General features: G+C 59.6%; 9 protein-coding genes. 6 read left to right on the top strand and 3 right to left on the bottom strand.

Features of this window, described 5'->3' with window-relative positions; all coding sequences use genetic code 11:
• The first annotated feature begins 5 nt into the window (after positions 1-5).
• Positions 6-1,580 carry a hypothetical protein gene (locus ROI90_RS15990; protein WP_315999361.1) on the top strand — a complete coding sequence of 525 codons (1,575 nt, stop codon included), beginning with the start codon at positions 6-8 and terminating at the stop codon, positions 1,578-1,580.
• 144 nt (positions 1,581-1,724) lie between these two features.
• Here ROI90_RS15990 and ROI90_RS15985 read toward each other — a convergent pair whose 3' ends face one another.
• From ROI90_RS15985 to ROI90_RS15975, 3 genes are all read right to left on the bottom strand, one after another.
• Positions 1,725-2,273, bottom strand: coding sequence for a DUF4252 domain-containing protein (locus tag ROI90_RS15985; RefSeq protein ID WP_315999360.1), 549 nt, complete (start codon positions 2,271-2,273; stop codon positions 1,725-1,727).
• 106 nt (positions 2,274-2,379) lie between these two features.
• Positions 2,380-3,846: an OmpA family protein gene (locus ROI90_RS15980; protein WP_315999359.1), complete on the bottom strand. Its 1,467-nt coding sequence runs from the start codon at positions 3,844-3,846 to the stop codon at positions 2,380-2,382.
• 329 nt (positions 3,847-4,175) lie between these two features.
• Positions 4,176-5,465, bottom strand: a complete 1,290-nt coding sequence (locus ROI90_RS15975; protein WP_315999358.1) for an aminopeptidase P N-terminal domain-containing protein — start codon at positions 5,463-5,465, stop codon at positions 4,176-4,178.
• 206 nt (positions 5,466-5,671) lie between these two features.
• Here ROI90_RS15975 and ROI90_RS15970 point away from each other — a divergent pair, with 206 nt between their 5' ends.
• From ROI90_RS15970 to ROI90_RS15950, 5 genes are all read left to right on the top strand, one after another.
• Positions 5,672-6,700, top strand: a complete 1,029-nt coding sequence (locus ROI90_RS15970) for a glycosyltransferase family 9 protein (RefSeq protein WP_315999357.1) — start codon at positions 5,672-5,674, stop codon at positions 6,698-6,700.
• Positions 6,701-6,968: 268 nt separating this feature from the next.
• Positions 6,969-8,201 (top strand): M16 family metallopeptidase, encoded by a 1,233-nt coding sequence (locus ROI90_RS15965; RefSeq protein WP_315999356.1) that lies wholly within the window; start codon positions 6,969-6,971, stop codon positions 8,199-8,201.
• Positions 8,202-8,241: 40 nt separating this feature from the next.
• Positions 8,242-9,087, top strand: coding sequence for a YDG/SRA domain-containing protein (locus ROI90_RS15960; RefSeq protein ID WP_315999355.1), 846 nt, complete (start codon positions 8,242-8,244; stop codon positions 9,085-9,087).
• Positions 9,087-9,731 (top strand): O-methyltransferase, encoded by a 645-nt coding sequence (locus ROI90_RS15955; protein ID WP_315999354.1) that lies wholly within the window; start codon positions 9,087-9,089, stop codon positions 9,729-9,731. Before ROI90_RS15960 ends, ROI90_RS15955 begins: the two co-directional genes overlap by 1 nt.
• Positions 9,732-9,856: 125 nt before the next feature.
• The gene (locus tag ROI90_RS15950; RefSeq protein WP_315999353.1) at positions 9,857-12,826 is read left to right on the top strand and encodes a TonB-dependent receptor; all 2,970 of its coding nucleotides are present in this window, start codon (positions 9,857-9,859) and stop codon (positions 12,824-12,826) included.
• Positions 12,827-12,867: the final 41 nt, after the last annotated feature.

Here is a 12,867-nt window from a genome sequence, read left to right as displayed (position 1 = left end):
CCTGTATGAAATACCTGTACCTGTTCTTCTGCTTTCTGGCCAGTGGCGTGGGGGGGTATGCGCAAAAGTCACCCGCGGCCAAGCCCCCCTTCGAGCCCCAGCAAACCTACCGCGCCGAGCTGGAGCTGGCCACCCACAACAGTGATGTGCAGGTGCAGCCCATTGCCGAGGATAGCAGCGTGGTGGTGCTGGTGGAGCGCGACCCGCGCATAGCCGGCAAGCCAGAGTTTTTCTTCCAGAAGTTCAACCACGCGCTGCAGCCCCAGAGCAAGGTAGATATACCCGTACCGCGCGGCTATGATTTCCAGCGCATCTGCGCCGAGGGTACTGATGTGTACGCCGTATTCAGTGGCCTCGACCCGGCCACGTTGTGGGTGGCGGCCTATGATACCCGCACCGGCGAACTGGGCACTGGCGAGTTCAAGACCAAGCGCGCCCGCGGAATTCAGGAGCTGAAGGCGCTGGATGGCAACTTATTTGTAACCGTGGAAGTGGACCAGCACCTAACCATTCTGCTGCTGGACTTGCACACGGCTCAGTTCCAGTTCCTGCCCTCGGTGTTTGAACCTCTGCCCGCCCGCTTCACCTTTCTGGCCGATTCGGTAACCAAGCGCGCCGAGCTGATTCTGAGTGAGTCCAACGGGTTTAAGTCGCGGCTGCAGTTAAAGCAGCTGGACGAGGGTGGGCGGCTGATTCGCTCGGAGTTTGTGCAGGCCGGCAGTGAGCGGGGCCTGCTGGATGCGCAACTCAGCCCCGGCGACAGTGCCGCGCGCCTGCTGGCCGGTACCTATACCCTCCGCGACTCGCGCTATTCCCAGGGCCTGTTTGCCTCCGACCTTACGGCCGGTGTAACCCCCACTGGCCAGCGTCGCTCCCTGCGCTTCTACGACTTTCTGAATTTCAAGCACTTCTTCGACTTTATGAAGCCTGCCCGCCTGGCCCGGATGCGGCAGCGCAGTGCCCGGCTTAAAGCCTCTGACCGGCAGTACCGCCACCGTTTTCAGCTGCTCATGCACGATATGCTGCCCACCCCAGAGGGTTTCGTGCTAGTATCAGAAGTGTATTATCCGCGCTATGCCAACTCCACCAACTGGACCTCCCCCTACAGCTATGGCCTGCTGCCTGGCTACAACGGTTTTGGCTACCCTTCGCGCTACAACAACTTTTACAATACGCGCCGCGGCTCCGAGGGCTTCCGCACCACGCACGCCCTCATCTGCGGCTTCGACCGCCAGGGCAACCTGCTCTGGGATAATTCCTTCCTTCTCAAAGAAGTGGACCACTTTCAGTTGCAGGAAACTGTGCGCATCCGGCCCTTCCGGGATGGGCAGCGTATGGCTATGGCTTATTTAAAAGATGAGGACTTTCACTACAAGATAGTAGACCGCGCTGCCGATACCCCTAACGACTGGGAGGTGAAGCTAAAAACGCCCAACCCCACCGACAAAACCAGCGAAACCACCCAGGAACACCTAATGGAATGGTATGGCAGTCGGTTTCTGGCCGTGGGCTATCAGCATGTGCGCCCCGAGAAAGGCCCCGGCCGTGACGTCTTTTTCCTGAATACGCTGGAGTTCTGAGGGAGAGCTGAGGAGTAGTTGCTCCTGTTATCCTGAGCAAAGCGAAGGACCTTACCGCGTTGAAACGACTATCGTGCAAACGACTCGTTTAACGCGGTAAGGTCCTTCGCTTTGCTTAGAATGACCAGGGGAATACGTACTCTACTACTCCCTGATAACGCTGGGCAGCACCTTGCCGAGTTCGGCTACTTGCTCTTTGGTAAAACTACCGGCCACCGACATCAGCACAAAGGAGTCGGTGCTTTCCTGCTTCCCTACGGCTACAAACTCCGTCACTTTGCCACCCTGCTCCCGCACTGAGTACCGCATTTGGTTGGGCATATCGGAGTTGGTGGTGGTCAGGGGGGTGTACCGCTCGTTGGCCAGCAGGCCGTCAACTTCCCGGTTCAAGCCCTCAGTTACCAGGTCACGGGCCGAGTTGCTGGTTGGGGTGAAGGTAATGATGCGCGCCGCACGAATAGAGGACAACGCCTGGGTAAGGTCAGTGCCGCCGCCCAGCTTGCCCAGCCGGCCCAGAATAAAGCGGGTGCCAAGCCCGGCGTTCCAGTCGGTGGCTTTGAAGCCGGGGCGGTTTTCGTATTTGTTGAAGAACTCAGCCACGGTGCGGGCCGGATTGCCCGGGCCGCTGGCCCGGCAACCGGCTAGCAGCAATAAAACCACCGCAAGCAGCAAGGAGGAAGAACGAAGTTTCATGGGAACAGAAAATAGAATGAACGGAGAGAGAAAAAGGGCGCAGGCGGACAAAAAAAGCGGCGCACCAAGTGGTACGCCGCTTTTGTAGGTTGGTTACTCCGGCAGCTTAGGGCTGGGGAGCGTCGGGGATGAAGAATTCAAACTTGAACTCTACCCGACGGTTTTGCGACATGCCGGAGGCGGAAGTGTTCGGCGCAGCAGGCTCCGACTCACCACGACCTTCAGTAACCACGCGGGCGGGGTCAACTTGCTTGCCGGTAAAGTAGCGCTTCACCGAACTGGCACGGCGTTCCGACAGAGCTTGGTTGTACTCGTCGGTACCACGGGAATCGGCGTGGCCAATTACGCGCAGGCTGTACTCGGGGTGGTCTTTCAGGGCTTTCACCATTTTATCGAGCGTGCCGTAGGAGGTGCGCTTGATAACGGTGCTGTTGGTTTCAAAGCGGACGGGTTGCTCCAGCTTGCGCACGCCTGGGTCAATTTCCATAGGGCAGCCATTGGCGTCTACCTTGGCACCACGGGGGGTGTCGGGGCATTTGTCGGCCGAGTCCGGAATACCGTCACCGTCGGCGTCCACTACCAGCGGGCAACCGTTGGCATCTACCTGGGTACCACGCGGGGTATCGGGGCATTTATCGGCGGCATCCGCTACGCCGTCACCGTCGGCATCGGGGCAACCGCGCAGGGCGGGCAGGCCAGCCTGGTCGGGGCACTGGTCGTCTTTATCGGCTACACCATCACCGTCACGGTCGGGGCAGCCTTGCATAGCGGCGGTACCAGCTTCCGTGGGGCACTGATCCTGGTAATCCGGCACCCCGTCCTTGTCGCCATCGAGGGGGCAGCCGTTTTCGTCCACGGCCACGCCGCTGGGAGTGTCAGGGCATTTGTCTTTGCGGTCGGGCACGCCGTCACCGTCGGTATCCTTGGCTTTGCCCAGGGCAATGTTCAGGCCCACGGTATGCTGCAGAAACCGGTCATCAAACTTGTTATCATCCCGAACCGGGTCGCCGTCGATGTTGGCGTTCAGCGGCACGTGCTGGCCAGTTTGCACAAACAGGGTTACCGCCTCCCCCAAGTGGAAGTCGATACCAGCCGCGCCAAACAGGTCGAAGTGGTTTTTGTCGTTGGCAATGTTGGTGCTCGTGCCGTTGCGGTTGATGGTTCCCTCACGGCTCGTGTAGGTAAGGCCCGGAGCCGCCAGCAGGTAGGGCCGCACGGGAGAGTCATCCTTAAATAGCTTGAATTTCAGGCCCAGATTTACGTTTACCACGTTGGTGGCAAAGTTGCTACCGAAATACGGTGCACCGGCCGGAGCATCCTTTTTGAATTCCACGTAATTGCCGCTCAGCTGCACGTCAAGCCCCTGGGAAATGTAGCGGCTAAAGGTGATACCGGGAGCATATTTGTTCTCACCAAACTTCCAGTAGTCAGAGCCGAAATTGCCCTTATACTGCATGGCGCTTACGTTGAGGCCAATGGCCGTCTTCCGGTCGGCCGTCTGGGCCTGAGCCCGCGGAGCTGCCGCCAGAAGCGTCAGACCCAGGGCCGTTGAGGTTGCTAAAAGGTGTCTCATGAGGGCGAAATTAGGTGGAAGAAATGGCTTAGCTGGAAGCAAAACGCCTGTAGTCGGCCATGCTCCGGACTACCCGCCTATACCTACCCTCAGGCAATAAAGTTGCCCTGCGCCCAAACAGGCACCTTTTTCACCTCAACGGCATTGCTTTAATTGTTACATATTCAATAAGTTATATACTTACTTACAGCTATCAACGGGCCATTATCGGCTACGCGGGTCTTCACCAGTTGAGCCAGAAAAGTTTGCCAGAAAAAAATTAAAAAAGCCCCGCGCTCCTGGTCTGGAGCGCGGGGCTTTTTACTCAGCTCAGGCACTACTACGTCCGCTTACCGCCGCATCAGCCGCTCAATGTCGGCGGCCTCCAGCGGAATATTCTTCATCAGGTCGTCGTTGCCGGTTTGGGTGATGAGAATGTCGTTTTCGAGGCGGATGCCCAGCCCTTCTTCCCGGATATAAATGCCCGGCTCCACGGTGTACACCATGCCCGGCTCGAAGGTGCGGTACTTGAAGCCCACATCGTGCACATCCAAGCCCAGGTAGTGGCTGGTGCCGTGCATGAAGTACTTCTTATAGAGCGGAGCGGCCGGGTTCTGGTTGCGCACGTCCTGCTCACTGAGCAAATCCAGCTTGATGAGCTGCTGCTCCATAAACTGGCCCACGGCGGCGTGGTACTCTTCAATGCTGCCGCCGGGCACCAGGCGGGCCGTGGCAAACTTCATCACGCTGAGCACGGCCTCGTACACCTCGCGCTGGCGCTTGGTGAACGTGCCGTTCACCGGAATGGAGCGGGACAGGTCGGCGGCGTAGTTGGCGTACTCGGCCCCAAAGTCCATGAGCAGCACGTCGCCGTCCTTGCACTCCCGGTCGTTGCTGACGTAGTGCAGAATGCAGGCGTTTTCGCCGGAGGCAATGATGCTGCCGTAGGCCGGGCCCCGGGAGGCATTGCGCAGAAACTCGTGAAAGATTTCGGCCTCAATTTCGTACTCCATCACGCCTGGCTGCACAAAGCCCAGCAGGCGGCGGAAGGCTTTTTCGGTGATGTCGGCGGCACGCTGCATCAGCCGGATTTCCTCGGGGCTCTTGATGGCGCGTAGCTGGTGCATGATGCGGGCCACGCGGCGGTACTGGTGCAAGGGGTAAGCCTCTTTTATCCACTTGATAAAGCGGGCGTCACGGGTTTCCACCTCCACCACGGCCCGAATGTGCTCGTTGGAGTTGAGGTACACGTTTTCGGCCTCGTTCATCAGGGCCGGCAGCACACTCTTAAAGGAGTCCAGCCACATAATGGTGGGCACCCCCGACTGTTCGCGGGCCTGGTCTTTGGTGAGCTTGTAGCCTTCCCACACCAGAATATGCTCACTGGTTTCCTTCAGGAACAGGATTTCCCGGTATTGGGGCAGCACGGCATCCGGAAAAATAACCAGAATGCTTTCCTCCTGATCTACGCCGGAGAGGTAAAACAGGTCATTATTCTGGCGGAAGGCCATGGTGCCGTCGGCGTTGGTCGGCATTACATCATTGGAGTGAAAAATAGCCAATGAGGCAGGCGGCAGCTGCTCACGGAAGCGGCGGCGGTTCTCAGTAAACAGGTCGGACGAAATAGAGCCGTAGCGCATGGGCGGCAGAGCAAAATGAGTGACACAAACGGAAACCAAAGGTAGCCGCCGAAGCGGCCGGGCCAAGTTAGGCAGAAGCAGGCGGCTTCCGGGTACCGGCTACAGCTTGCTGTTCATCACAGGCGGCTCCTGCCTTCATCGAGTAATAAGACGAAAAGGTGGTGAGCCTGCGCTGAACTGGTATCTTTGTGGCCTGATATTGTATTATGCCCGAACCCGCTGCCCCACCCGCCATTCTGTTGATTCAGACTGCCTTCATTGGCGACGTGATTCTGGCCACGGCGCTGCTGGAGTATCTGCACCAAACGGAGCCCGCCACCCCGGTTGATTTTCTGGTACGCAAGGGCAACGAAGGCCTGGTGCAACACCACCCCCACGTGCGCCAAGTGCTTATCTGGGATAAGAAGACCAACAAATACGGCGGCCTTTGGCAACTGCTCAAGCAAATCCGGCAGACGAAGTACGGGCGGGTGGTTACCCTGCAGCGGTTTGCCAGCACCGGGTTTCTAACTGCCTTTTCGGGGGCTCCGGAACGCATTGGCTTTGAGAAAAACCCGCTGGCATTTCGGTTTACGCGGGCCATTCCGCACGTGGTAGCAGCCGGCGTGCATGAGGTGTCGCGCAATCTGCATCTGCTCAGCCCCGCCTACGAAGGCCCGGTGGTGCCGCCCCGCCTCTACCCTACCCCCACTGATGAAGCCACTGCGGCCTCCTACGCGGCTGCGGGGCCTTACATCTGCCTTGCCCCTACCTCAGTGTGGTTTACCAAGCAGTTTCCGGAGGAGCAGTGGCTGAAGCTGCTGGCTGCCCTGCCTCCGCAGTACACCGTGTACCTGCTGGGTGGCCCCCCCGACACGGCCACCTGCCAGCAGCTGCTGGAGCGCACCCAGCGGCCGGGCGTCGTCAATCTATCGGGCAAACTTTCCTTGCTTGCTTCGGCGGCCCTCATGCGCGGGGCGGTGCTCAACTACGTGAACGACTCGGCCCCCATGCACCTCTGCTCGGCCGTGGGTGCGCCCGTATGCGCGGTGTATTGCTCCACGGTACCGTTTTTCGGGTTTGGGCCGCTAAGTCCGTTCTCGCGCGTGGTAGAGCTGGAAGAGGAACTGGAATGCCGGCCCTGCGGCCTGCACGGCTACCGCAAATGTCCGCTGGGCCATTTCCACTGCGCCCACGGTATTCGCACCCAGCAGCTGCTGGCCGTGCTGGCCGAGGCGGAAACGGTGAGATTGTGAAGTGGTGAGTTTGTGAAATCAGGGCGTCATCCTGAGCGAAGCTAAGAATCCTACATAGGCTAGAACATTGCTGCACGACCCATCTGTACGCAAAAAGGCATTTCACTCCCTTCAAAATGACGCCCTGATTTCACAAACTCACCACTTCACAATTTCACCGCCCCTACCTTTGCAACTACATGCCGGGTGACATGGTTATACAGGGCCGGGGCAGTGCTTGGCACCTCCACCAAGTCCCTACGCCCCCAAGTTCCTAAGTCCCCATCAAATGTCCGATTACGACCTGTACGAGTTGCCCAACGGCATCCGGGTTCTGCATAAACAAGTTCTGCACACCAAAATTGCGCATTGCGGCTTCCTGCTGGATATTGGCTCCCGCGACGAGAAACCTCACCAGCTGGGGCTGGCGCACTTCTGGGAGCACATGGCTTTCAAGGGCACTGAGAAGCGCAAGAGCTTCCACATTCTCAACCGCCTCGAAACCGTGGGTGGAGAGCTGAACGCCTACACCACCAAGGAGAAAATCTGCTTTTACGCCTCCCTGCTCAGCACCCATTTTGAGCGGGCTTTCGAGTTGCTGACCGACCTGACGTTTAACTCCACTTTCCCCGAGAAGGAAATTGAGAAGGAGCGCGGGGTGATTCTGGAGGAAATGGCCATGTACCACGATGCCCCCGAGGACGCCATCATCGACGACTTCGACGACGTGGTATTTGCCCGGCACTCCCTGGGCCACAATATTCTGGGTACCCGCGAGAGTGTGTCGGGCTTCCAGCAGGCCGATTTTTACGCTTTCCTCCAGGAAAACGTGCGCACCGACCGGCTGGTGTTCAGCTCGGTGAGCAACCTGCCTTTCAAGGAAGTGAAGCGCCTGGCCGATAAGTTTCTGGCTCCCTTGCCGGCCCGGCTGGGCGCCCGGCCCCGGCTCTCGTTCAGCGGCTACCAGCGTCTGGAGCGCCTGGAGCGTAAACCCATTACCCAGGCCCACTGCCTGATTGGGGGCCCCGCCTACGCCCTGCACGACGAGCGGCGGATTCCGTTTTTCCTGCTGAGCAACCTGCTGGGCGGCCCCGGGATGAACTCCCGCCTCAACCTGGCCGTGCGCGAGAAGTACGGCCTGGTATATACCATTGATGCTACCTACTCGCCCTACACCGACACGGGCCTGTTCGGCATCTACTTCGGCACGGAGAAGAAGCAGGTGAACCGTACTATCTCGTTGGTGCAAAAGGAGCTGAAGAAGCTGCGGGAGCAGACGCTAGGCACCTCCCAGCTGCACACCTCCAAGGAGCAGCTGATGGGCCAGCTGGCCATGGCCGAGGAAAGCAACGGCGGCCTCATGCAGCTGCTGGCCAAAAGCACCCTGGATATTGGCCGGGTGGAAAGCATCAACGAAATCTTCGAGCAGGTACGCCGCATCACGGCTCCGCAGCTGCTGGAGCTGGCCAACGACATTCTGACGGACGAGAACCTGAGCGTGTTGCAGTACGTGCCGGAGTAACCTTGCCATGCCTAGTCCGAATCCAGTATATCTAGGAGCAGTGCCTGCTATCAGGCCGGGCCATGAGTTCTTAAACCGCCACGAGGTGCAGGCGGCCGGAATTCACCGTGACCGGATGAAAGGCATTTCCTCCATTGCCGGCTTTCCGGCCGAAGCCATTGTGCTTTCCGGAGGCTACGAGGATGACTGGGATGCTGGCGGCACCATTTTATACACGGGCGAAGGCGGCAACTCGCAAGGCACGCAGGTGGCGGATCAGACGCTAACTGGTGGTAATCTGGCGTTGCACCGCAGCTTCGAGCAGCAAACTCCCGTTCGGGTAATCCGCCAGATTCGTCCGGCCAAAGCGCGCTCATCCTGGTATTATGAATATGCTGGGCTATACAGCGTTGCCCGTTGCTCATACGAGCGGGGCCGCTCCGGCTTTATGATCTGGCGGTTTTTACTGGAACAACTACCGGAACAGGTGCTGCCGGCACCTGCTGCCTTTCAAGTGCAGGAGCCGGCCGCCGTGTATCGGCCAGCGCCGCGCATTACCACCAGCGTAAACCGCTTGGTCCGCGACACCAGCCTGATGCTGCGGGTAAAGCGGTTGTACGATTTTCACTGTCAGGTTTGCTTAGAAAGACTGGCAAACCACGCTCGGCCCTATGCCGAAGCGGCGCATCTTCAGCCACTCGGCGCCCCGCATCATGGCCCTGATACGCTTGACAACCTGCTGTGCCTGTGTCCTAACCACCATGTGCTCCTGGATATGGGTACCTGGAGCCTGGATGACCAGTTCAATCTGCAGGGTTTGCCGGGTGCTTTGCAGGTTCACCCAGATCATCGCCTCAAAGTAGAATGGGCCCGCTACCATCGGCGTCATATTTACCAAGCCCCCTGATGTACTCCCCCGACGACGCCCAACGCTACGCTGACCGCCACACCACGCCCGAAAGCCCGCTGCTGGCCCGCCTCAACCGCGAAACGCACGTACAGCTGCTCCACGCGCGCATGCTCAGCGGCCATGCTCAAGGTAGGTTGCTGAGTATGCTGAGCCACATGGTACGGCCGCGGCGGGTGCTGGAGCTGGGCACGTTCACGGGCTACTCGGCGCTGTGTTTGGCGGAAGGGCTAACGACGGATGGGCTATTGCACACCGTGGAGCAGAACCCGGAGCTGGAAACCCGCATTCGACGCTACGTGCGGGAGGCTGGCGAGGAAAACCGGATTCAGCTACACATCGGTAATGCCCGGGAACTTGTGCCTGCGCTGACCGAAACCTGGGATTTGGTGTTCATCGACGCCGACAAAATCAACAACGACACCTACTATGAGCTGGTGCTGCCGCAGGTGCGGCCCGGCGGGTTTCTGCTGATTGACAATGTGCTGTGGGGCGGCAAGGTGTTGGATGAGTATCCGGTAAAACCATCGGACAAGGACACGTTTGCGGTGCGGGCCTTCAATGATAAGGTGCAGGCCGACGAGCGGGTAGAAAACGTGTTTCTGCCCTTGCGCGACGGATTACTATTGGTGCGCAAGCGGTAAAAGCGGCGGCTTTAGGGGATGATAGCGCGGGGTTGGTCGGTTTTTTCTCACCGGAAAGGTCCTGCAAGCTAAACGCCGGCGCCGGTTTTGCGTCTATTGCCACTGTAGTATATCCTTTCCGACCAATGCTCAGACCTTTCCTCCTGATTTTGCTTTTGCTCACGGCCTGTATGGGCGTGGCGCAGGCCCAAACCACCACGGTAAGCGGCCGGGTGCTGGATGCCAAAGACCAGTCGCCGCTGATTGGGGCCAACGTGCTGCTCACCCAGATACCCGACTCCACCAAGCGGGGCGCGGCCGTGGAGGCCGATGGCTCTTTCTCGGTAGCGGGCGTACCAACGGGCCGTTACGTGCTGTCGGTTTCGTTTCTGGGGTATCAGAACCTGCGGCGCACCGTGGAGGTAAGTGGCGCGCCGCTCAACCTAGGAAGCCTCACGCTCCAGGCCGGGGGCGGCATTGCCCTGAAGGGTGTGGAAGTGGTGGGCAAAGCGGCGGCCGCCGTCCAGAAGGGCGACACGGCCCAGTTCAACGCCGGCTCCTACAAAACCAACCCCGATGCCAACGCCCAGGACCTTATCACCAAAATGCCCGGCGTAACCGTGGACCCCGGCACCGGCAAGGTGCAGGCCCAGGGCGAGCAGGTGCAGCGGGTGCTGGTGGATGGCAAGGAGTTTTTCGGCAACGACCCGGACGCTGTGCTCAAAAACATTCCGGCCGAAGTTATCGACAAGATTCAGGTGTACGACCGGTCCTCGGACCAGAGCCAGTTTACGGGCTTCGACGATGGCAACCAGCAGAAAACCATCAACATCATCACCAAGCCCAGCTTCCGCAACGGCAAGTTTGGGCGGGTGCTGGCCGGCTACGGCCCCCAGGACGACCGGTACCGCCTGAGTGGCAACCTGAACGTGTTCAAGGGCAAGCAGCGGTTTTCCGTGGTGGCCCAGAGCAATAACGTGAACGAGCAGAACTTCGGCACCGAGGATTTGCTGGGCGTAGTGGGCTCCTCGCGCCAGGGTGGCGGGGGCGGCCAGGGCCAGCGGGGCCAGGGCGGCGGCCGCGTGGGTGGCGGGGGTGGAAACTTCGGCGGCGGAGGCGGCAATAATTCGGGAGACTTTCTGGTGAGCCAGCAGGGCGGCATCAGCAAAACCCACGCCCTGGGCCTGAACTACTCCGACGTGTGGGGCACCAAAACCGAGGTGCAGGGCAGCTACTTTGTGAACCTGAGCGACAACACCAGCCGCACCAACCTGCTGCGCCGCTACGTGGCTCCCAGCGGCCAAACCCAGGATTTGCGCTACAATGAACTCTCGCTGAACACCAGCCGCAACATCAACAACCGCTTCAACTTTCGGCTGGAGCACAAGTTTGATTCCCTGAACTCCTTGCTGTGGCGGCCCAGCCTCTCGGTGCAGCGCAACACGGGCAACAGCCTGCTCAACGGCAACACCTTCCAGGTGAACTCCGACGCTACCAACACCGACCAGGGCGCCAATAACAGTTCCTTCCGCTCGGCTCTGACGGGTATTACGGCCGCCAATCAGTTGCTGTACCGCCACCGGTTTCAGCGCCGGGGCCGCACCTTCTCGTTGGGCGTGAACACCACCTACAACGACAAGAACGGCGACAATAACCTGTTGTCGAGCACGACGTTATTCCGCGGCGGCCAGCCCCAGACTACGCTGCTGAACCAGTTTTCGGAGCTGGAGCAAACCGGCTGGGCCTGGACGGGCAACGTGAACTACACCGAGCCTATCGGGCTGAAAAGCATTCTGCAGCTAGCCTACTCCGTCAACTACACGCCCAACGACTCCGATAAGCGCACCTACAACTTCTCGCCCGGCGAGCAGCAGTACAACATCCTGAACGACACACTCAGCAGCGTATTCCAGAGCCGGTACCTGACCAACTCTGGGGAAGTGACGTACCGCTACCAAACCAAGGATTTCCAGTGGGCAGTGGGGGCGGCGGTGCAAAACGCTCAGCTTCGCAGTGACCAGGAGTTTCCGCGCCTCGGCAGCACCCGCCGCAGCTTCCTGAATGTGCTGCCTAATGCCCAGGTGCGCTACAACTTCTCCAGGCAGCAGAACCTGCGTCTGAACTACCGCTCCAATACCAACCCACCCAGCATCAGCCAGTTGCAGGAAGTGGTAAACAACGCCAATCCGCTGCAGCTGACCACCGGCAACCCCAATCTGCGTCAGGAAACCCGCCACAACCTGTTTCTGCGCTACTCCTCGGCCGTGCCCGAAAAGTCGACCTCGTTTTTTGCCCTGCTGGGCGGCTCCTACGTGAACCGCTACATCACCAATAACACCATTTACGCCGGCACCGCCCCCATCACCGTCGACAACATCACCATTCCGGCCGGTGGCCAGCTCACGCGCCCCGTCAACCTGGACCAGCAGTACTCCCTGCGCTCCTTCGTGAACTACAGCCTGCCGCTGGCCTTCATCAAGTCCAACCTGAACATCAACGCCAACGGCACCTACTCCCAAACGCCGGGGCTGGTATTCGGAGAATTGAACTACAGCCGCACGCCCACTGCCGGGCTGGGCGTGGCCCTGAGCAGCAACATCAGCCCCCAGCTCGATTTCACCTTAAGCAGCAATTCCAGCCAGAGCTACGTGCGCAATACCCTGCGCCAGCAGCTTAACAGCCAGTATTTCCGCCAGAATACGGCCCTGCGCTTCAGCTGGATTATCACCCAGGGCATCACCGTGCAGTCGGATGTAAACCACCAGCTGTACTCGGGCCTGTCGGCGGGCTTCAACCAGAACTTTGTGCTCTGGAACGCCTCGGTGGGCAAAAAAATCGGACCGAAGCAGCAGGCGGAAGTGAAGCTGTACGCCTTCGACTTACTGGGCCAGAACAACAGCATCCAGCGCAACATTACGGCCGCCTACACTGAGGACGTGCAAACCAACATTCTGCAGCGCTACTTCATGCTCATGTTCACCTACAATATCCGCAGCTACGCGGGCAGCAACGGCCGTGGAGACGCCCTGCCCGATGATGCGCCCACGGAGCGCCGCCGGGGCCCGGGCGGCTTCGGCCAGCCCGGCGGGGGCCCGCCTCCCGGCGGCGGGATGTAAGCACCTAAACAGAGCGGTGGGCCGGCAGGAAAATCATTCGG

It is taken from the genome of Hymenobacter endophyticus, assembly GCF_032464715.1.
GTDB classification, from domain to species: Bacteria; Bacteroidota; Bacteroidia; order Cytophagales; family Hymenobacteraceae; genus Hymenobacter; species Hymenobacter endophyticus.
The sequence above is the reverse complement of the archived record's forward strand: the minus strand, read 5'-3'. Positions and strand labels throughout refer to the sequence as shown.